This is a genomic window from Alteromonas sp. ABH4_457 (assembly GCF_056160625.1).
Map to the genome: position 1 here is coordinate 238,105 of NZ_JBSWXN010000006.1, position 21,838 is coordinate 259,942.

Here is a 21,838-nt window from a genome sequence, read left to right on the forward strand (position 1 = left end):
GTTTTCTCCGGCGGCTTCCGTCTGCTAATCAAATACCGCCACTGTTTGCCTGCTAAGGGCAACAACATCATTATGACTGTTCCAGATGGTCGCTTCTGTGTGACCGTATCCGTCTGCAGCCTGACGGGTATGTACCTTATATGCGAACCAGTCTGTACCACTGACTTCGTGATGAGGATGAATAAATTCAAGATTCCAGCTCACAGTACTTGCCGGTGCAGGCCATCGCAGCATCTGCAGCAAAGTAGGTGGCCAGGCATCGATCATAGTGATCAAATGTGCATCACTGATGCTTTGAGGCGCTTTCTTAAAACGCATGAAACCATGGTAATGGCTGCCTGATTTTCCTGTGAAAGGCATACCACCATCGTCGATAGCCAAATCAAAATGCTGGAAAAATTTAGGCGTGACCTTAGGTATTTGCGGGATAAATTTTGCCTTTTGTGGCCACGGCATTTCGTGGGTTTCAACATTGTCTACCCGAATTTTTGAGGTCCGTGCCATGCCGAAGCATGCTTGTACAAACACACATGTCTGACCGTTTTGTATAATCTGACCCGTGTACTGGGATACGTTTTTTCCGGTTCGCAGGCAGGTGACCAGAATAGTAAAGGGCTCGTTAAGTAATAAAGGGCCGACAAAGTTAGTGGTGTAAGAGCGTAAAACACGGTCATCATGAACCTGTGTTGAAATGGCCTGATAGGCCATGCCGGCGGAGATGCCGCCAAATGCAGTGCGGCCCTGAGCCCAGTCCTTTGGTATGATTAATGGTTCACTCTGCCATTGATTTTCGGCGATAGCAGACATTCCCGGTACAGCAAGTAATTCATCTACGTGCATAATTCTTCTGGTCGGATGAGTTTTGTTGTATCCTAGCAGAGTTTTTACACTTCGCCAATTTAACGGTTTCATGAAGAGTCCGGACGACTTATGACAACAATTCATTTTGCCCATGCCAACGGGTTCCCGGCAGCAACATACAATACCCTGTTTTCAGCTTTACCGGCAGACTGGAACGTGCTGGCAAATCCTCTGTTTGGCCACAAGCCAGAATTTCCTGTAGCCGGTAACTGGCAAAAACAGGTTGATGAACTTGTCTGGTATCTGGATTCGCAGGAGCAATTCCGCCCTGTCTGGCTTGCCGGTCATTCATTCGGGGCTATGCTGTCTTATATGACCGCATGCCGTTATCCGCAAAGAGTAAAGGGGGTAATTATGCTGGATCCCCCGATGGTGTACGGGGCTAAACAATGGCTGGTGCGCGGGGCGAAGAAACTTAAATTGATGGATAGAATCACGCCGTCACGGCTTGCGAAAATTCGCCGGACGCACTGGCATAAGGATGATGATCTGGAAGGATACTTTGCCGGTAAAGCTCTGTTCAGAAATATGGATAAACGCTGTATCCGGGATTATGTGGCCGCCGGCACGGTGAAGGACGGAGAAAACCGCAGACTGACTTTTGACAGACAGGTAGAAGCCGAGATCTTCCGTCATTTTCCCCATAATCTGCACCAATTTTCAGGCAAATTGCAGTGCCCGGGGCTGATGGTTGCCGGTTCCGGATCGGATGTGGCAAAACCGTCAGACAGAGCCAGATTCGTTAAAGACAATGCTCTGGAATTCCGGATGTTCGATGGTGGTCATATGTTCCCCCTCGAACAACCGGAAAAAGTCGCTGAAATCATTACAACCACGATTCAGCGCTGGCAGGCGGGCTAACCCCCTAAACCACCAACAGGCATGCCCAGCATTTCGCGGGTTACCAGTACAACACCTTTATCAGACACACGGAAACCCCGGGCGCGGTCTGCCTCATGGTCGTAGCCGATAACAGTGCCTTCGGGCACCACACAACCCCGGTCAATGACGACTTTCTTCAGCCGGCAGTTACGCATAACTTCAACATCAGGCAGGATCACCGCTTCTTCAATGGTGCTGTAAGAGTGCAACCTGACATTTGAGAAGCACAGACTTCTGCGCAGCGTTGAACCGGAAATAATACAACCGCCTGACACGACGGAATTAATGGCTTCACCCCGTCTGCCGTCTTCATCCCAGACGAATTTCGCAGGGGGCAATTGCTCCTGGTACGTCCAGATTGGCCATAAACGATCGTACAGATTCAGTTGCGGCACCGGCGCAACCATTTCCATGTTGGCTTCCCAGAAAGAGTCAATAGTACCCACATCGCGCCAGTAAGCCTGCTCATCACCGGATGTTTCAAACGGGTAGGCAATTACCGTATGGTCTTTAATGATAGAAGGGATAATGTCTTTACCGAAATCACGTTGAGAGCCTTGTTTTTCAGCATCACGACGCAATTGCTCGAACAAAAACTCTGTATCGAAAATATAATTACCCATAGATGCCAGACAGCGAGTGCTGTCACCGGGCAGAGGAGTAGGGTGTTCAGGTTTTTCTTCAAAGCCCAGAATACGCATATTTTCGTCAACCGACATAACGCCAAATGCCCCGGCAGCTTCCTGAACCGGTACCGACATACAGGACACCGTCATTTTTGCGCCGCTTTCAACGTGGCGGGCAATCATCGGGCCGTAGTCCATACGATAAATATGGTCTCCGGAAAGGATCATCACATATTTGGGTAACTCATCGCGGATAATATCGATGTTCTGGAAAACTGCATCTGCAGTCCCTTCATACCAGCTATCGGAAAACCGCTGGGATGCTGGTAGAATCTCGACGGATTCGCCAAGTTCTTTTTTAAAGTGTCCCCAGCCCCGCACCAGGTGGCGGATGAGTGAGTGGGATTTGTACTGCGTTACCACACCAATCCGGCGGATACCGGAATTAACACAATTAGATAACGGAAAATCGATAATGCGAAATTTGCCGCCAAAATAAAGGGCAGGTTTTGCCCGCCAGGTAGTCAGTTCATGCAGTCTTGACCCCTTGCCGCCGGCAAGAATCAGCGCGTAAGTGTCCCGGGTCAAATTACTGATATAGCGTGAACTGTTATCAGCCATGTTGGTTCTCCATTTTATCAGCACGTTACGGCTGTGCCTGAAAGACAAAAGCAAAAAGTAACATTTGGACAACACTGTCACAAATGATTAACTCCATATTACACAAGATAAAACTTAACGCCAGATAAGGATTTTTATGCCGGCTAAATTAACCAGAACCCCGGTGATTTTCGATCACGACGGCGGTATCGACGATTTATTATCTCTGATGCTTTTACTGACAATGGACCATGTGGATCTGTTGGGTGTGACGATTACCCCGGCAGATTGCTATCCGGATGATGCACTGTTAAGTACCTTAAAAATTTTAACGCTTACCGGTAACGGGCATGTGCCGGTAGCCACCGGCAACATCCCGGGGCCAAATCCGTTTCCTCCTGAATGGCGGGCTCAACCGAGGGTTTGTCACAGCATGCCGGAAATGCTGCGGACACAGGAAATCACAGATAATGTGCAATCTGTCGCGGCTGATATCTGGATTGAGGAAACGTTAAAGCAGGCAGAATCACCGGTAACGGTGCTGATGACAGGGCCGTGTACGAACTTATCTGCAGTTTTGTCTCGCCAGCCAGCTTTACAATCCGCTGTCAAAGAAGTGATTTGGATGGGTGGTGCCATTGATGTGAAAGGAAATGTGGCAATGCACGACCACAATGGTACCGCAGAATGGAATGCTTACTGGGATCCCTGTGCCACCCGTACGTTAATTCAAAGTGGCGTTAATGTGTGTCTGGTTCCTCTGGACGCCACCAATGCGCTCCCGGTTGACCGGGCGTTCCTGGTCCAGCTTGCGCAATCACGCACCCCGGTGGCGGATCTGGCCGGGCAGTTCTGGGCCGCAACGGTCACTGCAATCCCATCTTACGAATTTACCTATTTCTTGTGGGACATACTGGCGACGTCCATCGCCGGATTACCAAAAACGGCTTTTTCAAAGACGTCAGGGTATGTTAACGCATCTGTATCGACCCCTGATGCAGGGCGCATTTTCAGATGTGAAGAAAGTGAAGGGCACAAAGTAAACTGGATTGACCGGGTTGACGCAGATGCCGTCAGAAAATATGTCGTTCAGCAATTTTCCGGGACGTTTGACACATTTCCTGCTGCAAATGTTAATTAAGTGTTATATATTTTGAGTGAATATCAACACGGAGATTGAAAATGGCGTGGCTGAAAAAAACGCTGGTGACAATAATAGTGCTCATTTTCGTGCTGACAGGCATCGGGTTTCTGTTACCTTCAGATTATCATGTCGAACGCAAAATCATGATCAATGCCGCGGCTGAAGACATTTATCCCAATGTGGTTAATTTAAAGGCATGGCCCCAGTGGGCAGTGTGGTTTATGCGTGACCCTGCGATGCAGGTTTCGTTCAGCGGCCCTGACCGGGCCATCGGCATGCAAACGGCCTGGCTCAGTGAAACTCAGGGCGACGGTGAGATGGAGATTACCGGTTTGCAACATAACCGCGTGATGACCTACCGGCTCTATTTTCCTGATTACGAAATGGGGTCGACCGGTGAATTTACACTGGAGTCTGTTGAAGGAGGCACGCTGGTTACCTGGAGCGACAGCGGGGATATGGGCATGAACCCGGTAAACAGGTATATGGGATTGATGATGGATGGCATGATCGGACCTGACTTTGAACTGGGGCTCGAAAACCTGAAAACCGTTGTGGAAAATCAGAGTTAGTCCGGAAACCTGAGTATATAAACTGATCCGACAACCGGAAGAATGGCGTTCATGGCGGTTATTACATGCGATATAGTGAATGTTACGACCGCCACGGAGTCTTACTGCGTTGTACCCGAAAAATAAAATCCTCGTCATCGCCTCACTGGCTGCTAACAAACTGGCGGATTTGCTGATATCCGCTAAAACAACGCTGCCTGCATTACTTTTGTCATTGTCTGCGCCTGTATGGATGATTAGCTGGCTGGTACCTGTGAGAGAATCCGGTGCTTTACTTCCACAGGCATTTATCGGTGTTTTACTGCGGCGTTATCCTGCAAGGCATCAGGTATGGCGTGCCGGCATGATCGTGCAGGCGCTTTCAGTGACCGCAATGCTACTCAGTGCGCTGTATCTCGAAGGCGTCGTGGCCGGTTCGGTGGTACTGGGCAGCCTGATACTGTTGAGCCTTGGACGGGCTGCCTGCTCACTGACCATGAAAGACATCCAGGCGGACGTCGCTGATAAAGGAGAGCGGGGCGATTTACTGGGGATAGCTTCCACTGTGTCAGGTGTACTGACACTTTGTCTTGCTGTACCGCTAATTTATTTCAAATCAGCACTGGGACAAACCGTTGTTCTGATGATTATTGCACTGGCTCTTGCCGGGTTTGTCGCAGCGTTGTTCATTCTGTTGCCGGTGAAAACCCGGGTCAGTGTCGAAAACAATCAACAGGACAGCTCCGGTTTTTCTTTTTCTCAGTTTGATAGTGTGGTGTACCGTTTCATCGCAGTCAGAGGCCTCTTTGTACATTCAGCGTTAGTCGCGCCGTTTTTTATGCTGGAAGGCGATGCTGACAGTCAGTCGCTGTTACCGATTTATCTGGCTGCTCAGGCTGCTGCAACCATGCTGTCCTCGCTGGTTTGGGGCAGGGTGGCAGATAAAAGTGCCAGACTCACCCTTCAACTGGCAGGAATACTGGCTATCCTTGCCTGTGCTGGTCTGCTCATGTTCAGCATTGACAGTCTGTGGTGGCCAGCCGGCCTATTTTTTTTGCTATCCATTGCCCACACCGGCGTGCGTACAGGCCGGAAAACCTACAGTCTGGATGTGAAGGAGGGGCAGCAACGCACGGAACTGGTGGCCTTCTCGAATACCGCTATTGGTATTATATTGCTGCTATTCGGGGCCACTTATGCTGCACTGGGAGAAGTCCTGCCTTTCAGTGTCGTTTACATCATGGCCGGTTTTCTGATTGCCGGTGTAGTGACGACACTGATTTTACCGCAGGAAAAAGCGCCGGACTGAGTCATAGTTCCGGCACTTCAGAATGTAGTGCTGCTGCAACTTTGCTTTGTGCTTTTCTGTTGACGATAAGGCTTACAGAGCGACTTGCTTTCAGCAATGCGGTCATATCCACGCCGGTATCAATGCCCATGCCATTGAGCATATACAGTACGTCTTCTGTAGCAACATTGCCGCTGGCGCCTTTGGCGTAAGGACATCCCCCCAGCCCCGCAACGGCACTGTCAATGATACTGACACCCTGCTGCAGAGCCACAAGTATGTTTGCCAGAGCCTGTCCGTAGGTGTCATGAAAATGCACTGCCAGTTGTGGTAGCGGTACTACCTTTTTAACTGCTTCCAGCATTGCTGCTGTTGCCAGCGGCGTACCGGTTCCGATGGTATCGCCAAGGGATATCTCATCACATCCCATTGCGATGAGTGCTGAAGCCAGCCGCGCAGTGGCAGCAGGGGCAATGTACCCTTCATAGGGACAACCCAGTACACAGGATACATAGCCCCTGACTTTCAACCCCTTTGCCTTCGCTTTACTGACAACCGGTTCAAATCTGGCAAGACTTTCATCAATGCTACAGTTGATGTTTTTTTGTGAGAAGGATTCTGATGCTGAACCAAAAACAGCTACTTCTTTTACATTTGCCGCCAGCGCCCCATCCAGCCCCTTTTCGTTGGGTGTCAGCGCACTGTAGGTGACGCCGTTAACTTCAGGCAGTCCGGCAAACACCGCGGCGGTGTCTGCCATTTGCGGTACCCACCGTGGGGAAACAAAGCTGCCTGCTTCAAGGCGTGTCAATCCGGCCTCAGTGAGCATACTAAGCAAAGCTATTTTCTGTTCAGTGGTCACCGGTGCGGACTCATTTTGCAGTCCGTCTCTTATCCCTACCTCAACCAGCGTTACTTTGCGGGGGAGTTCATTCTTCATCAGGCGTAAACTCCAGCAAGACACTGCCGCCGTTAATCATGGTGCCCGGAGAGCAGAAAAGAGATACCAGCGTGCCATCGCAGGGCGCTTTGATACTGTGCTCCATTTTCATTGCTTCCATGATGACCAGAACGGTATCTTTTTTTACTCTGGTGCCGGCTTCTACAGGGCAGGCGACAATCGTGCCGTTCATCGGTGCAGTGAAGGTGTTTTCTGTGCCGCCTCCTTCATCAGAGCCCGTATCCGGTTTGATTTCATTAAAAGTCAGGCTGCCTTGTTGCGTGAAAATAGTGCGGGTTTCACCGTCCTCAGAAACGCGTATGGTTTGTAAATGATCGTTAATGTTTAACTGTAACGTGTCTTTCAGCCATTTACCGTTTGCACGCAGTGCGTTGCCATCAATGGTAATCAGCCAGTCGTCGTTTGCCTGTTCAGGCCAGCGGATGTCCACCGTGAAATTGTCCGTTCCGGTAACAGCCAGTTGCAGTGTTTTCTGACAGGTTTCGTTCATCCGCCATGATGAGGGTGTTTCCCATGGGGATGTAACGGCGGTCTCTTCCCGTGGCAACACGCAGATCAGTGCCATCATTGCCAATTGCTCGTCACTGACATTTTTGCTTTGCCGTAACGACGCTGTGTATTTGTCGATGAAAGTAGTTGTTAAGTTGGCTGCGATAAACTCAGGGTGAGTGGCCAGCCTGTGCAGATAATCCACATTGGTGGTCACTCCGGCAATATGATATTGCCGTAAGGCTGTCGCCAGGCGTCTGAGTGCCTGTTCCCGGTTTTCATCCCATACAATCAGTTTTGCGATCATCGGGTCGTAAAACACGGAGACTTCATCACCGCACCGGACACCGGTATCCACCCTGACATAACGGGAGGGTTGCGGCGGAGTATGCTCTGTGAGGATGCCGGTTTCCGGTAAAAAGCCGTTATCCGGGTCTTCAGCGTAGAGACGGGCTTCAAAAGCATGGCCGTTTACCGTAAGTTCCTGCTGTTTTTTCGGCAGTACTTCACCCTGTGCAACTTTAATTTGCCATTCCACCAGATCTTCACCGGTGATCATTTCCGTCACAGGATGTTCAACCTGCAAACGGGTGTTCATCTCCATGAAATAAAAACTGTCATCTTCATCAAGGAGAAACTCCACTGTGCCGGCACCTTCATAGGCAATGGCTCTGGCTGCCTGCAGTGCCGCTTCACCCATCTGAGTGCGCAGCGCTTCCGTCATGCCGGGAGCGGGAGCTTCTTCAATGATTTTCTGATGACGGCGCTGTAAGGAACAGTCACGCTCAAACAGGTAAACACCATTGCCGTGCTGATCGCAAAACACCTGGAACTCCACATGACGGGGGCGGGTGAGGTATTTTTCCACCAGCATAATATCGTCACTGAAGCTGGCCATAGCCTCCCGTCTGGCAGCACTCAGAGCGTCAGCGAATTCTTCATCTTTCCAGACCTGTCGCATGCCCTTACCGCCACCACCGGCTGCGGCTTTCAATAATACCGGATAGCCCATTTCTCTGGCAGCCTGAAGTAATACTGCATCCGCCTGGTCATCGCCGTGATAACCCGGCACCAGCGGAACACCGGCTTTTTCCATAATGGATTTGGCCGCTGATTTTGAACCCATCGCACGGATGGCCTCAGGCGGCGGACCAACGAAAATAATATTGTTGGCACGGCAGCTTTCGGCAAATGCTGCGTTTTCAGATAAAAAGCCGTAACCGGGATGGATGGCATCTGCACCGGTTTTCAGTGCAGTATCAATAATGACATCACCACGAAGGTAACTGTCTTTTGACGGGGCTTCGCCTATTTTTACCGCTTCATCAGCCATCGCAACATGCATGGCGTTTTCGTCGGCAGAGGAATAAACCGCCACCGTTGCTATGCCAAGTTTCTTAGCGGAGCGGATAACACGGCAGGCAATTTCACCGCGATTCGCAATCAGAAGTTTATTAATCATTACTGCTCTCCTGCCACTGCGCCGGGCGCTTTTCCAAAAAAGCGGTTAACCCTTCCTGGCCTTCATCAGATACGCGGATATCCGCGATTTCCTGACTGGTTTCCTGCATCAGGTTTTCGTCTACAGGGCGGAATGCCACATTGCGCACCAGAGCTTTAGCTCTGGCCATGGCCACGGGACCATTTTTAAGCAATTGAGAAACGAGAGTTTCTACCGTGTCATCCAGTTCGTCTTCGGTGACCACTTCACTGAGCAGGCCCAGTCGTCTGGCACGGCGGGCTGAAAATACTTCTGCGGTCTGGAAATAACGGCGGCATACACGGGCACCCATCGCTTCAATGACATAAGGGCTGATGGTGGCAGGTATAAGACCAATCCGGACCTCACTTAAGCAAAACTTGCTGAGTTTGGTACCCACGGCCATGTCACAACAGGCAATCAGACCTACTGCGCCACCGAAGGCTGCACCCTGAACTCTGGCAATAACCGGTTTTGGTAAGGTATTCAGTTTGTTAAGCAAACTGGCAAGGGCGAAAGCATCCTGCTGATTTTCCTCTACAGAATAACCAGCCATTTTTTTCATCCAGCCGGCATCTGCACCGGCACTGAAAGATTTACCTTCAGCCCGCAGGATCAAAACACGAACGTAATTGTCCTGAGCGGCGGTGTCTAAGTAATGAGATAACGCTGCAATAATGGTGTCATCAAACGCATTGTGCTTTTCCGGCCGGTTCAGTGTAATGCTGGCAACGCCGCGCTCATCAATATGGTACGTCACGAAATCGGTTACAGGTTCCATGATCCGGACTCCTTACATGCGGAACACGCCGAAGCGTGTTTCTTCAACGGGTTTATTCAGGGCGACTTTCAAACTCATTCCCAGCACTTTGCGGGTATCGGCAGGGTCAATCACACCGTCATCCCACAGGCGCGCGGAAGCATAGTAGGGGTGTCCCTGCTTTTCATAAGTATCGATAACCGGTTGCTTGAAGGCCTGCTCTTTATCGTCAGTCCAGCTTTCGTTATTACTTTCTTTCTGGTCACGTTTCACCTGCGCCAGAACGCCTGCAGCCTGTTCACCGCCCATCACTGATATGCGGGCATTCGGCCACATAAATAAAAATCGCGGATCATAAGCGCGTCCACACATGCCATAATTGCCGGCGCCGAACGAGCCACCAATGAGAACCGTGATTTTCGGCACTTTGGCGCATGCCACTGCGGTGACCATTTTCGCCCCGTGTTTAGCAATGCCGCCAGCTTCGTATTGTTTACCCACCATGAAACCGGTGATGTTCTGCAGAAAAATAAGCGGAGTCTTGCGTGTTGCGCATAACTGCACAAAGTGCGCGCCTTTCAGCGCACTTTCGCCGAACAGAATGCCATTATTGGCGACAATACCTACTTCCATACCGAAAATGCTGGCAAAACCGCAAACCAGTGTTGTGCCGTAGAGGGGTTTGAATTCATCAAACTCAGAGCCGTCTGTGATCCTGGCTATTATCTCTCTGACATCATAGGTTTTACGCGAGCCTTCCGGCACGATGCCGTAGATGTCTGATGCCGGATAGCGTGGCTCTTCCCAGTTTTGTTCTGCCACCTGATACCGGTTCTGCCGGTTCAGTCTACCGACAGCATTGCGTGCCAGCTCCAGTGCATGATGATCGTTATTAGCGAGCTGGTCGGCAACGCCTGAAGTACGGGTATGCACATCGCCGCCGCCCAGTTCTTCAGCACTGACCACTTCACCGGTTGCTGCTTTTACCAGCGGAGGACCGCCGAGAAAAATGGTGCCCTGTTCGCGTACAATAATACTTTCATCGGCCATGGCCGGTACGTACGCACCACCGGCGGTACAGGAGCCCATTACCACAGCGATTTGCGGAATATTTTGCGCTGACATATTGGCCTGATTGAAGAAGATCCGGCCAAAGTGTTCGCGGTCGGGAAATACTTCATCCTGACGGGGCAGGTTAGCGCCACCGGAATCTACCAGATAAATACAGGGCAAATGATTTTCTTCCGCGATGGTTTGCGCCCGTAAGTGTTTTTTGACTGTGAGCGGGTAATAGGTACCGCCCTTCACAGTGGCATCATTGGCAACAATCATGCACTCCAGGCCGGCCACGCGCCCGATCCCGGCGACTACGCCGGCGCAGGGTACGTAATCGTCGTACACTTCCCAGGCTGCAAACTGTCCGATTTCCAGAAACGGAGAGCCTTCATCCAGAAGAACGTTTATACGTTCACGGGCCAGTAGTTTCCCCCTGGCATGGTGTTTCTCCACGGCTTTTTCGCCGCCGCCCTGAGAAATCTGAGCGACTTTGGCTTTAAGATCGTCTGTCAGACGGCGCATACAGGCGGCATTATCTTTAAATTCTGCCGATGCAGAATTCACAGTAGAACGCAGAACGGGCATAACCCCTCCTTACTTATTCAGATTCTTTGAACAGTTCGCGGCCGATGAGCATCCGGCGGATTTCAGAGGTACCTGCGCCTATCTCATAAAGTTTCGCGTCGCGGAGTAAACGTCCCGTAGGGTACTCATTGATATAGCCGTTGCCACCCAGCAACTGGATGGCGTCCAGCGCCATACGGGTAGCCAGTTCCGCCGAGTACAAAATGGCACCTGCAGCATCTTTTCGTGTGGTTTCCCCGCGATCGCAGGATTTTGCAACGGTGTACACATAGGCCCTCGCGGCATTCATCTGCGTGTACATATCGGCAATTTTGCCCTGTACAAGCTGAAATTCACCGATAGACTGACCAAACTGCTTCCGGTCATGAATATAGGGTATGACGATGTCCATACAAGCCTGCATGATACCCAGCGGACCACCGGACAGCACAAGGCGCTCATAGTCCAGTCCGCTCATTAAAATACGGACGCCTTCGCCTTCTTTGCCCATCAGATTTTCTGCCGGCACTTCACAGTCTTCAAACACCAGTTCGCAGGTATCGGAAGAGCGCATACCCAGCTTGTCGAGTTTTTGTGCACGGCTGAATCCCGGGAAATCACGCTCAACAATGAAGGCTGAAATGCCCTTGGGGCCGGCCTGTGTGTCAGTCTTTGCATAGATAACAAAGGTATGGGCATCAGAACCATTTGTGATCCACATTTTATTGCCGTTGAGGATGTACTTGTCGCCTCGCTTTTCGGCCTTCAGCTTCATGGAAACCACATCAGAACCGGCGCCGGGTTCACTCATCGCCAGCGCCCCGATATGCTCGCCGCACACCAGTGCCGGTAAGTATTTTTCTTTTTGTGCCTCAGAACCGTTACGGAAAATTTGGTTTACACATAAGTTTGAGTGCGCCCCGTAACTTAAACCAATTCCGGCTGAAGCGCGGCTGATTTCTTCCATGGCGACAGTGTGTGCAAGATACCCCATGTTGGCACCGCCATAACTTTCATCCACCGTGACACCCAGTAACCCCATGTCACCAAATTTTGTCCATAACTGATTGGGAAAACAGCTTACTTCATCCGCTTCTTTCGCCAGCGGTGCAATCTCCTGCTGAGCAAACTGATGCACATGTTCTCTGAGCATGTCGATTTCTTCGCCCAGACCAAAATTCAATGTGGGGTAGGGTGTTATCATCTGTCGTGTCCTCGTTTTAATTCTGCCAGCTCTTCACGGCAGCGTGCTTCAACTTCATCAAGTTCACCCATCAGCATCTGAATGTCTTCGAGTTGCTGACGAAGTACCGCACGCTTTTGTTCCGTCATGCTGAGCATCGTTTCCAGCTGTATGGCTGAATCCGGATTTGTGTCGTAAAGTTCGAAAAGGTTGTTCACTTCCGCCAGCGAGAAGCCCAACCTCTTACCACGTAAAATTAGCTTTAACCTCACCCTGTCTTTGTTATTGTAGATGCGGTTCTGTCCGGTTCTTGAAGGTGTAATAAGTCCTTGTTCTTCATAGAAACGGATGGATCGGGGTGTTATATCAAACTCCTTTGCCAGTTCTCCGATGGTAAAAGTTTGCTCTTCTTTGCTGTTTGTCATGACTGCGCCTTGTCGGTGTCGTTAACCTGTATGACCGGCCCGTAACAGGCATGACGACTGAGAAACTGTCTTAATACAGGTTTACGTTAACGTAAATTGTAGTTAACGTTAAGGTAAAGTAATAAAATTGTGACGTCAATAAGTGCAAAGTTTCTGTTACGATTTCCGGTGATATATGATGTACTGAATATAATTTGTGCAGTACCTGAACTTCCTAAAATAAGTGAGGCAATACAACTATGAGCAATGAAGCGATAGTAATTGTGGCAGCAAAACGTACCCCTATGGGTGGATTCAATGGCAGTTTGTCTTCTGTGCCATCGACGGAGCTGGGTGCTGAAGCGATCAAGTCAATTTGTACAGATGTGGATTTGAGTCAGATTGATGAAGTCATTATGGGCTGTGTATTACCTGCCGGTCTGGGTCAGGCGCCGGCCAGACAAGCTGCATTGAAAGCAGGGCTGCCTTTGTCTGCCGGTGCAATTACCCTCAATAAAGTGTGCGGATCCGGACTCAAAGCCGTGATGCTGGCCCACGACCTGATCAAAGCCGGCAGCGCAGAAGTCGTCGTAGCCGGTGGCATGGAAAGTATGAGTAATGCACCGTACCTGTTGCCAAAAGCTCGCACAGGTTACCGTATGGGGCATGGTCAGGTACTTGATCATATGATGCTGGACGGACTTGAGAATGCATACGATGGCAAAGCCATGGGGTGCTTTGCGCAGGATACCGCTGACAGTGAAGGACTGACCCGTGGTCAGATGGATGAATACGCGTTAACTTCACTTTCCCGCGCGAACGAAGCTATCAACACCGGTGCGTTTGCTAATGAAATTTCTGCTATTACCATTTCTACCCGCAAGGGTGATGTGGTGGTTGATACTGACGAAGGACCGGGTTCTGCCCGTCCTGATAAGATTCCGTCATTGCGCCCTGCATTCAAAAAAGACGGTACGGTAACAGCAGCAAACTCCAGCTCGATTTCCGATGGTGCTGCAGCCCTGCTGGTGATGTCTGAATCTAAAGCCGCGTCACTTGGCCTGACGCCACTGGCCAAAGTGGTGGCGCACGCTACCAATGCCATTGAACCTGAAAACTTCACTGTTGCTCCAGTAGGTGCAATGGAAAAAGTGCTCGACAAGGCCGGTTGGTCTAAAGAAGACGTCGATCTTTGGGAAATCAATGAAGCGTTTGCCATGGTAACCATGCTGGCCATTCAAAAGCTGGGTCTGGATGCAGAGAAGGTGAACATTAATGGTGGTGCCTGTGCGTTAGGTCACCCTATTGGTGCATCCGGTGCCCGTATTCTGGTGACGCTTATCCATGCACTGGCTAACAAAGGAGCGAAGAAAGGTATTGCTTCTTTATGTATCGGTGGTGGCGAAGGCGTAGCACTTGCCGTTGAAATGTGCTGATGGTTGCGTACCTTAGTTACTGAAGATAAAGGCAGTGCACTCATGTACTGCCTTTTTTTATCTCTATGATTTGATTAATAAATAACCTTTTAAGCGTCAAGAAAATTTACAAATTAGCAACAGGTTATATATTCCTGCTTGATATATCTTATAAAGATCAGGAAGATAGAATACGTGGTGTGAATTTTGTATAAATATCAGACCTCCGATGACATGGAAGAAGTAAATAAACATCGGGGAATAATAATAAATGCAGTAAATCCAGAAAGCGGGTTCCACGTTTGTAAATGCGTCAACGCAGATTCAGGCAGGAATAATTCCCGATGCGGTAAAACTGATGTTTTATCTTCTGAAGGAAGCCGCAAAACAAAAAAGTGTCAATGGGAGACGCAATAAATGACATTTAAGAAAAAACTATTGGGAACAATGGTTTCTATGGCTGTTACGGCGGGTATGACTACCACAGTAACTGCTCAGCAGATTCCAGCCCAGGACCTGACGAAGTTTTCTGTTTCAGGAAACCAAGCTAATGTCAAAAAGGGTTCCGGTGTTTACATCATCCAGATGAAGCAGGCACCAGGTATCACCTACGCAGAGGAAATCGGGGAGCTCATCCCAAATAAACAACACGTCGCATCGAGGGGTAACCAATACGCCTCAGACACCAAACAAATCCGCAATTACACCAGCAAATTAAAACGCAACCAGCGTGCCGCAGCAGCCGCCGTGGGTAACGTTAAAATCATCCATAACTATGTTCACAGCTTTAACGGATTTTCAGCAAAGTTAACGCCTGCCCAGGCAAAAGCATTACGCGCTAATCCTGAAGTCGCCAGCGTCTGGGAAGACCAGATGGTGAAAGTAGACACGGCTAATACTCCTGAGTTCCTCGGCCTTACCGGCGCGGGTGGACAGCATACTCTGGGTATTAAAGGTGAAGATGTGATTGTCGGTATTCTTGACACGGGTATCACACCGGAAAACCCGAGTTTTGCTGATGACGGCTCTTACTCCGATCCGGCTGACATCGGTTGGCAGGGTGCCTGTGATACCGGTGAAGAAGCACAGGCAGGCACATTTGCCTGTAACAACAAACTTATCGGTGCACGTTTCTTCCCTGAGACTTTCCAGTCTGTTTATGACATTCAAACAGAGTTAGGTGAGTTTATGTCTCCCCGTGACGCAGACGGTCACGGTAGCCACACAGCCAGCACTGCTGCCGGTAACGAAGGCGTGTCTGCTGTAATGAACGGCACTGAAATTGGCGTAATGTCCGGTATCGCGCCGCGTGCCCGTGTTGCCATGTATAAAGTGTGCTGGAACTCTGACTACGTTAACCCGCAAGGCGGTGACGAAGCCGGCTGTTTCTACGGCGATAGTATGGCTGCAATTGAACAGGCTATTGTTGATGGTGTGGATGTACTCAACTATTCCATCGGTGGCAGTCTGACTGACCTGACCGTGCCTTCTACTGCAGCCATGTTACGTGCGGCACAGGCTGGTGTATTTGTTTCAGTTTCAGCCGGTAACTCTGGCCCTGCAGCATCTACCACCGGCACACCTGCTCCCTGGGTAACCACAGTGGGCGCCTCGACTTATGACGGTACAACTGTTGTAAATGGTCTTGAAGTCACCCAGTTCGATGAAACCAGTACGGTTGCATTTACCGAAGGTTCAATCACAAAACCACTGAGTGAAACAGGTCCTGTGACCGGTTCACTGGTTGTAGCTGAACCACTGCTGGCCTGTTTTGACGGTGCAGCATCTACGCCACTTGATAACGCTGCTGATATTTCAGGAAACATTGCGTTAATTCAGCGTGGTTCCTGTGCATTCTCGCAAAAAGTTAGCCGTGCTTTGGATTCAGGTGCGACTGCTGTCGTAGTCTATGACAATGGCGGCGGTGTGACCGTAATGGGCGGCGATTTTGTCGGCGGCATCCCCGGCGGTATGGTTACTGAAGCTGTGGGCAGCATGCTGAACTCTTCAGCGGTTGAAGGCGGCAATGTGACCGTGACAATGAGTGCCGGTACCTACGTTGAACAAGAGGAAACAGGCAATATCATGGCTGATTTCTCAAGCCGTGGCCCGAATGCCTCTACACTGGATGTTATTAAGCCGGATATCACAGCCCCGGGTGTTCGCATCCTGGCTGCAACCACTGACACGCCAATGTTCGGCGAGCAGGGTAAGCAAGTGGCTTACTTAAGCGGTACGTCAATGTCTTCCCCGCACATTGCCGGTATGGCAGCGCTGCTTATCGATCAGCATCCTGACTGGACTCCTGCTCAGGTTAAATCTGCACTTATGACTACTGCTTATCAGGATGTCACCAAAGAAGACGGCAGCACACCGGCTGATCCGTTTGATTTTGGTGCTGGTCATGCTGCACCGGTTTCTGCTATGGAACCCGGCTTAACCTTTGATGCTTCTTTCTTCGATTACATGGGCTTTATGTGTGGTCTGGACGAAGAATCATTTGTTATCAGCGAGTCAGGTTATGATTGTGCCACTTATGAGGCCAATTATTTCCCGACTGATCCAAGTCAGCTGAACTATCCGTCAATTGCTATCGGTGAATTGTCCGGTGCTGAAACTATCTACCGTTACGTTTCTGACGTAACTGGTGCAGACAGCACTTACACCATTTCAATTGAAGGTCTGGATTCACTGGATGTTTCTGTTCAGGGCTATAACAGCGACCTTACGCCGGTTCAGGGCGGTGTGGTAGAAGTTGCAGCAAACGGCACCTCAGCATTCGCACTGACAGTAGCGAAAACAGAAGAAACTGTTCTTGATGAATGGATCTTCGGTGCAGTGGTACTTGAGGGTGATAACGGTAAAGTTGTTCGCAGCCCGGTAGCAATTATGCCGGCAGCGGATGAGAACATTTCTGCACCTGAGAGCGTTTCTGTAGGTCTGAACTCCCGTGGCCGTGGTTTCTTCTCAGTGGGAATGAACTATACCGGTCGTGCAAGTATCGACTACGCAAGTCTGGTTGCACCTGAAGTAGTTACAAGCACCGTTGAGCAAGACCCTGACAGCTCGTTCGCATTCAACGAAGACGGTTTGTCTACTACCTTGTTCCACATCCCTGAAGGGACCACCATGGCCCGTTTCAGCTTACGTGACGAACTGGTAGAACAAAGCGGTACTGACCTTGACCTTTACGTTTACCGCTGTGAAGGCTGGTTATGTTCAGAAGTTGGTGCGTCTGCATTCGGTGGTTCTGATGAAGATGTTGTTCTGATGAATCCTGAGCCGGCAGCTAATGTTGGCGTTGGTGATGTCTATATCGTTTGGGTTCACGGTTGGGATCTGAATGGCGCAACGGAAACTGACTTCCAGATGCCTGTATGGGTAGCCGGTGGTAAAGACAGCAGCAGCCGTTTCAGCATGTCATCCCGTGCGGTTGACGGACGCCTTAATGACGTTCGTATCATTACCCGCGGTCTTGCGTCTGGCGTACCTTACATGGGTACCGTGACGTTCTTCGATGGTGATGGCCAGGAACAGGGCACCACAATCGTTGAAGCTGTAAAACAATAATCAGAGGAAACGGGTACAGTGATTTTCACTGTACCCACACATTAAAAAGGCAGAAGTAACATGAAAAAACTAAAAGCACTCTTTAGCGCAGCCGTACTGGCTTGTTGTTCAATGATGTTTGCAGCGCAAAGTCAGGCTGCAATTATCTCTCAGTCTGTATATGTTGGTGGTCTTGAAATCATTTCTTATGACCTCGAACTGGATAACAGCCTGATCAATTCAGGGATGGGTGCAATCAGCACTTATGATGGCCTGGCGTTTAACCTGGTTGATTTCTATATCCCTCTGGCAGACGGCTGGAACCCCGTTTTGAACGATTTCGAAGCTGTTGTCGATGTAGATAATATCTTCGCGGGCGTTGAATTTTTATATGTAGATGCAGAGGATGATTTCCCCTGGTACTACAGCGTTTATTACGATGCATTCTCCACAATTGATAATTACGTAGCTATTTTCTTTGCCGGCGATTATCAGTTAGAAGCATTTGAAGATGACGTAATGGTTGTTAACTCAGTAAGTCTGTCTGAACCTTCAGTGCTGGCACTGTTTGCTCTGGCATTCGGCGGCATGATGGTACGCCGTCGTCGCGCGTAAGCAGTTTACTGTTATGATTAAGGCCTTCCCGATGAAGGCCTTTTTTTATTCCTCATTAATTACATCCATTTTATCTGCTCAGTCAGATAAACAGGTCGGTCCGGCGCAACCGTTGCATCACTTGTAAATGCCGGGAGATACTATGATCTTTGTACCGGCACTTTCCTTATTAAGAATAAGTCGTTAACCTGTAGCCGTTGGCGTTCAGTGAGTTTGCCACCGGTAGTTTTCCATTTCCCCGAGGTTGTTTGTTTGTCAAAACGGTATTTATTCCTGTTTCTTGCGCTGGTTGCTTTAGCCGGCAAGGTGCCGGTGGCCGTTGCTGCCGGAGAACAGGTTGTCACGTACTGTATCGATCCCGACTGGATGCCTTATGAAGCCATGCGTAACGGCAAACATATTGGGATCTCCGCAGATTATCTCGATGTTATCAGTAAGCTCTCTCATCTCAGGTTCGAACTCATCCCCACGGAGAGCTGGCAGGATTCGCTTGCGGCTGTAGAGTCCGGCGCGTGTATGGTGACGACAATGATCAACCGTACACCCTCAAGAAGCCATTTTTTGGACTTTTCTACCCCGTATATAGAAGTACCTAACGTACTGGTAGGCCGTAACGGTACGCCTATGGTTCAAGGGTTTGAAGGTGTCGGCAATCGTATCGTCGGTGTGGTCAGCGGTTTCAGGCATGCGGAATACCTTGCCCGCTACTATCCTGATTTGCTTACGGAATATGTTGATTCTGAGGTGAGCGGGTTACAGAAGCTATCTAAAGGTGACATCGATTTAATGGTGGGGTCACTGATGGGCGTTTATTCTGCAATTAATGCTCACGACTTTTCAGATCTGCAAATTGTCGGTTTTGCCGAGCCCTTTGATATGCTTTCTTTCGGTGTGAATAAGAATCATGCCGAACTGGTTCCTTTACTGAATAAGGCGATTTCGTCTATACCTGAATCCCGTAAAGTTGATATTTATAAACGCTGGAATGCTGTTCGTCAGGTAAAGCAGAGCCGGTATGGGTTTGTGCTCGGTATCGTGTTTATCGCTATTGCACTTGTTGCTGTAGCCGCCTGGCGAAAACGGGTAATTAGCAGTTACCAGCGCCAAATCAGCCAGAAAAACGATGAAATTGAAAGCTTGCAGTCTTCGTTACTTGAAAAGAACCGTACACTGGAGTTTTTATCCACGCGGGATGAAGTAACCGGCTTATACAACCGCAATTATTTCATGCAAAAGGCTGAAGAAGAGATCTCAAGGCATTTGCGTTTCCAGACTCCCTGCACACTCATTGCAATTGAAATTACTGAGAACGGTAATAAACTCAGGGCAGGAGCACACACAGACAGTCTATGTAAACGACTCACCAGTGCTTGCTTGACCACAGTAAGAGATGTGGATATTACGGCAAGGTGCGAACCTGATAAGTTTATGATTTTATCACCGCAAACGAACCTTGCGGCAGGCGACAGCCTGGCGAACCGTTTACTTGAGTGTCTGAAAGCAGAAGCAGATCCTACAATCATTTTTATCACCGGAGTGGCTGAACTGCAGAGCGGCCAACGTTATTCCGAATGGAACGACGACCTTAACAGAGCTCTGAGTGCTTCCCGTCGTCAGGGCGGCAACGTAGTCGCGTTGGCAGAATAGGTTTTGGTAGAGTAAGGCCGGCAGAGGCTTAGCCGGAGGTATCCGGCTCATAGTGCCACTGATGGCCTTCATAGCGGATTTTGCAGCGTTCGTATTCCCGTTCTGAGCGCCAGTTACGGTTATTCAGTTTGGCTGATACGCCGGCGTAAATTCGTTTGTTAGCCTTTAACTGAATACGGTTTTCATATTGCGTTTTCAGCTTTTTCAATTCCGACGCTTTCAGTTCCAGCCAGTTTAATAACGCTGTTTCATTATTCAGAAGAGATTTTGCTTCGGTTATTTTGTGCTTTAAATCTTTATGGATGGTACGACCGGAGATGACCTCCAGTTTCTCGCGGTGGCGGGAGTTATTCTCCCGTAGCTGGCGTAGCAGTTCATCAATGGTTTCTTTACGCTCCATCAATGCACTCATCCCCGCAGTAAAATCAACTTTCAGTGTACTGCCTGAAATCGCGCCCAGTGTGCCGGCTTCAACTTTGTCTTCGCACACAATTTCACAGGCAAACAGATTACCCATTGGTTTGGATATGTTTCCTACAGTGACAGAACCACCGGCCTTCAGGCGGCTGTAGGCCATTTGTCTGCCCACGGTAATATTCTTACCGGCAATAATATCCAGCCCCTGGCCATGCTGAACGTGAATGCTGCCGCCTGCGATAAGCGTGCATGCATAACCTTCAGCGTTATCGGTAACCTTACCCATTGCACCTTCAGTGATGATGATATCGCCGCCGGCTTCAATGATTGCAGATTCAACAAAGCCGTTAATCGTGATGTCTTTGGTTGCTTTGATTTTCATTTTCTCTGCAACATCACCATTCACCAGAACAGCACCGTCATAGGTGACATGTCCGCTGCCCACATTGACACCATTGCAAATAAAGGTGTCGTCAATATTCATGCGATGTTCATGGTATTTCGGCATCCCGGAAATCGTCGCCACCAGCATGTTCTCATCTTCATTACTGACGGCGGTACCGGAACCCATTTTAAATTCCAGCCATTCACCGGGCTTGGGGTAAAGTACCGTGTCTTTAACGTCATAGCCTTTACGGCCTTGAGTCGGTGCTGTTCTGCGCACTACCGGTGTGCCGGTTTTCACACAGATGACGTCGCCAAGATTCCGGAGATCCGCTTTTTCGCCGTCACTGGCCTGAGGCTTGAGGACCCGCTCAAGTGCATTCGGGACCAGCGGAATAAATCTTGAACCCTTTCCGTTTCTGGGAGGGAGTCCCCTGGCCACTACAGCCTTGAGCACCTGGCCGGGTTCTGCTTTTTCCGCTTCTTTCAATAGCATATTGATGTGGCGCATGCCCACGCCACGGCGTATGCGCTGTTTCCAGGCGAGGTTACGGATAGTAATGGCATTAGGCATTCTGCCGCCGTAGGGAGCGGTAAGCCGCAAAGTGGCGTGCATGTTGTCTTCACTGACAACAAAGTCGACTTCTGCATGACGCAATTCAGCAATGTCTGCGGTAACCGGCGTCTTGTCGCCGGTTTTATGATAAAGGTTTGCTTTGTCACAGGCTGATTTCAGGGCTTTTTCTGACAGATAAAAATCGCTGTAAGCACCACTGGCTAATTCAGATTTAATGGTGCTCAGTTCTGCTTCCTTTTCCATTTCGGCAGGAAGTAAGCTAAGGGTGACAAACTGAGTATCGCTGTTGTAACTGAATGAAATACCTTTCATCTTCTGTTCCATGAGACTACGCCAATACCATATCGGCAAACTGCTACTACGTCTTTAGTCTACTTTATAGTGA

17 protein-coding genes are annotated in these 21,838 nt (G+C 49.6%); 8 read left to right on the forward strand and 9 right to left on the reverse strand.

The window, feature by feature from the left end; genetic code table 11:
• Positions 1–24: 24 nt before the first annotated feature.
• Positions 25–840 (reverse strand): acyl-CoA thioesterase, encoded by an 816-nt coding sequence (locus tag ACXAGR_RS16410; protein ID WP_474844530.1) that lies wholly within the window; start codon positions 838–840, stop codon positions 25–27.
• A gap of 90 nt (positions 841–930) precedes the next feature.
• On the opposite strand from ACXAGR_RS16410, the gene ACXAGR_RS16415 reads away from it, so the two are divergent.
• Positions 931–1,722 carry an alpha/beta fold hydrolase gene (locus tag ACXAGR_RS16415; protein ID WP_474844363.1) on the forward strand — a complete coding sequence of 264 codons (792 nt, stop codon included), beginning with the start codon at positions 931–933 and terminating at the stop codon, positions 1,720–1,722.
• Here ACXAGR_RS16415 and glgC read toward each other — a convergent pair.
• Positions 1,719–2,990, reverse strand: coding sequence for a glucose-1-phosphate adenylyltransferase (gene glgC / locus ACXAGR_RS16420; RefSeq protein ID WP_119501571.1), 1,272 nt, complete (start codon positions 2,988–2,990; stop codon positions 1,719–1,721). The two genes, ACXAGR_RS16415 and glgC, sit on opposite strands and share 4 nt — an antisense overlap.
• A gap of 136 nt (positions 2,991–3,126) precedes the next feature.
• On the opposite strand from glgC, the gene ACXAGR_RS16425 reads away from it, so the two are divergent.
• The 3 genes from ACXAGR_RS16425 (at position 3,127) to ACXAGR_RS16435 (ending at position 5,973) form a co-directional block, all read left to right on the forward strand.
• On the forward strand, positions 3,127–4,110 hold the full coding sequence (locus ACXAGR_RS16425; RefSeq protein ID WP_474844362.1) for a nucleoside hydrolase: 984 nt from the start codon (positions 3,127–3,129) through the stop codon (positions 4,108–4,110).
• 41 nt (positions 4,111–4,151) lie between these two features.
• Positions 4,152–4,685, forward strand: a complete 534-nt coding sequence (locus ACXAGR_RS16430) for an SRPBCC family protein (RefSeq protein ID WP_119501569.1) — start codon at positions 4,152–4,154, stop codon at positions 4,683–4,685.
• A 79-nt stretch (positions 4,686–4,764) separates the two neighbouring features.
• Positions 4,765–5,973 carry an MFS transporter gene (locus tag ACXAGR_RS16435; RefSeq protein WP_474851325.1) on the forward strand — a complete coding sequence of 403 codons (1,209 nt, stop codon included), beginning with the start codon at positions 4,765–4,767 and terminating at the stop codon, positions 5,971–5,973.
• Between the two features lies 1 nt (position 5,974).
• Here the strand turns inward: ACXAGR_RS16435 and ACXAGR_RS16440 are convergent, their stop codons facing one another.
• From ACXAGR_RS16440 to ACXAGR_RS16465, 6 genes are read right to left on the reverse strand one after another with little or no spacing between them, the layout of a single operon-like run.
• Positions 5,975–6,892: a hydroxymethylglutaryl-CoA lyase gene (locus ACXAGR_RS16440; protein WP_474851327.1), complete on the reverse strand. Its 918-nt coding sequence runs from the start codon at positions 6,890–6,892 to the stop codon at positions 5,975–5,977.
• Positions 6,882–8,864, reverse strand: coding sequence for an acetyl/propionyl/methylcrotonyl-CoA carboxylase subunit alpha (locus tag ACXAGR_RS16445; protein ID WP_474851328.1), 1,983 nt, complete (start codon positions 8,862–8,864; stop codon positions 6,882–6,884). Before ACXAGR_RS16445 ends, ACXAGR_RS16440 begins: the two co-directional genes overlap by 11 nt.
• Positions 8,857–9,663: an enoyl-CoA hydratase/isomerase family protein gene (locus ACXAGR_RS16450; protein ID WP_474851330.1), complete on the reverse strand. Its 807-nt coding sequence runs from the start codon at positions 9,661–9,663 to the stop codon at positions 8,857–8,859. Before ACXAGR_RS16450 ends, ACXAGR_RS16445 begins: the two co-directional genes overlap by 8 nt.
• Before the next feature lie 12 nt (positions 9,664–9,675).
• Entirely contained in the window at positions 9,676–11,283 is a 1,608-nt protein-coding gene (locus tag ACXAGR_RS16455; protein WP_474851332.1) for a carboxyl transferase domain-containing protein, read from the reverse strand.
• Between the two features lie 13 nt (positions 11,284–11,296).
• Positions 11,297–12,466 (reverse strand): isovaleryl-CoA dehydrogenase, encoded by a 1,170-nt coding sequence (locus ACXAGR_RS16460; protein ID WP_474851334.1) that lies wholly within the window; start codon positions 12,464–12,466, stop codon positions 11,297–11,299.
• Positions 12,463–12,870 (reverse strand): MerR family transcriptional regulator, encoded by a 408-nt coding sequence (locus ACXAGR_RS16465; RefSeq protein WP_119501562.1) that lies wholly within the window; start codon positions 12,868–12,870, stop codon positions 12,463–12,465. The genes ACXAGR_RS16460 and ACXAGR_RS16465 overlap by 4 nt, the downstream gene beginning before the upstream one ends.
• Positions 12,871–13,109: 239 nt before the next feature.
• On the opposite strand from ACXAGR_RS16465, the gene ACXAGR_RS16470 reads away from it, so the two are divergent.
• The 4 genes from ACXAGR_RS16470 to ACXAGR_RS16485 all read left to right on the forward strand — a co-directional run bounded on the left by ACXAGR_RS16470 (position 13,110) and on the right by ACXAGR_RS16485 (position 20,075).
• Positions 13,110–14,285, forward strand: a complete 1,176-nt coding sequence (locus ACXAGR_RS16470; RefSeq protein ID WP_474851336.1) for a thiolase family protein — start codon at positions 13,110–13,112, stop codon at positions 14,283–14,285.
• A gap of 453 nt (positions 14,286–14,738) precedes the next feature.
• Positions 14,739–17,834 carry a S8 family serine peptidase gene (locus ACXAGR_RS16475; protein ID WP_474851650.1) on the forward strand — a complete coding sequence of 1,032 codons (3,096 nt, stop codon included), beginning with the start codon at positions 14,739–14,741 and terminating at the stop codon, positions 17,832–17,834.
• A gap of 60 nt (positions 17,835–17,894) precedes the next feature.
• Positions 17,895–18,428, forward strand: coding sequence for a PEP-CTERM sorting domain-containing protein (locus ACXAGR_RS16480; protein WP_474851337.1), 534 nt, complete (start codon positions 17,895–17,897; stop codon positions 18,426–18,428).
• 252 nt (positions 18,429–18,680) lie between these two features.
• Positions 18,681–20,075 carry a transporter substrate-binding domain-containing protein gene (locus ACXAGR_RS16485; RefSeq protein ID WP_474851339.1) on the forward strand — a complete coding sequence of 465 codons (1,395 nt, stop codon included), beginning with the start codon at positions 18,681–18,683 and terminating at the stop codon, positions 20,073–20,075.
• A gap of 28 nt (positions 20,076–20,103) precedes the next feature.
• Here ACXAGR_RS16485 and ACXAGR_RS16490 read toward each other — a convergent pair whose 3' ends face one another.
• Positions 20,104–21,765, reverse strand: a complete 1,662-nt coding sequence (locus tag ACXAGR_RS16490; protein ID WP_474851341.1) for a DUF342 domain-containing protein — start codon at positions 21,763–21,765, stop codon at positions 20,104–20,106.
• Between the last annotated feature and the right edge of the window lie 73 nt (positions 21,766–21,838).

Coding starts and splice junctions, on each gene's coding strand:
- ACXAGR_RS16470 (WP_474851336.1), top strand. CDS start 13,110: ATGAGCAATGAAGCGATAGTAATTGTGGCAGCAAAACGTACCCCTATG.
- ACXAGR_RS16465 (WP_119501562.1), bottom strand. CDS start 12,870: ATGACAAACAGCAAAGAAGAGCAAACTTTTACCATCGGAGAACTGGCA.
- ACXAGR_RS16460 (WP_474851334.1), bottom strand. CDS start 12,466: ATGATAACACCCTACCCCACATTGAATTTTGGTCTGGGCGAAGAAATC.
- ACXAGR_RS16440 (WP_474851327.1), bottom strand. CDS start 6,892: ATGAAGAATGAACTCCCCCGCAAAGTAACGCTGGTTGAGGTAGGGATA.
- ACXAGR_RS16425 (WP_474844362.1), top strand. CDS start 3,127: ATGCCGGCTAAATTAACCAGAACCCCGGTGATTTTCGATCACGACGGC.
- glgC (WP_119501571.1), bottom strand. CDS start 2,990: ATGGCTGATAACAGTTCACGCTATATCAGTAATTTGACCCGGGACACT.
- ACXAGR_RS16410 (WP_474844530.1), bottom strand. CDS start 840: ATGCACGTAGATGAATTACTTGCTGTACCGGGAATGTCTGCTATCGCC.
- ACXAGR_RS16455 (WP_474851332.1), bottom strand. CDS start 11,283: ATGCCCGTTCTGCGTTCTACTGTGAATTCTGCATCGGCAGAATTTAAA.
- ACXAGR_RS16445 (WP_474851328.1), bottom strand. CDS start 8,864: ATGATTAATAAACTTCTGATTGCGAATCGCGGTGAAATTGCCTGCCGT.
- ACXAGR_RS16450 (WP_474851330.1), bottom strand. CDS start 9,663: ATGGAACCTGTAACCGATTTCGTGACGTACCATATTGATGAGCGCGGC.
- ACXAGR_RS16475 (WP_474851650.1), top strand. CDS start 14,739: ATGACTACCACAGTAACTGCTCAGCAGATTCCAGCCCAGGACCTGACG.
- ACXAGR_RS16435 (WP_474851325.1), top strand. CDS start 4,765: ATGTTACGACCGCCACGGAGTCTTACTGCGTTGTACCCGAAAAATAAA.
- ACXAGR_RS16480 (WP_474851337.1), top strand. CDS start 17,895: ATGAAAAAACTAAAAGCACTCTTTAGCGCAGCCGTACTGGCTTGTTGT.
- ACXAGR_RS16430 (WP_119501569.1), top strand. CDS start 4,152: ATGGCGTGGCTGAAAAAAACGCTGGTGACAATAATAGTGCTCATTTTC.
- ACXAGR_RS16415 (WP_474844363.1), top strand. CDS start 931: ATGACAACAATTCATTTTGCCCATGCCAACGGGTTCCCGGCAGCAACA.
- ACXAGR_RS16490 (WP_474851341.1), bottom strand. CDS start 21,765: ATGAAAGGTATTTCATTCAGTTACAACAGCGATACTCAGTTTGTCACC.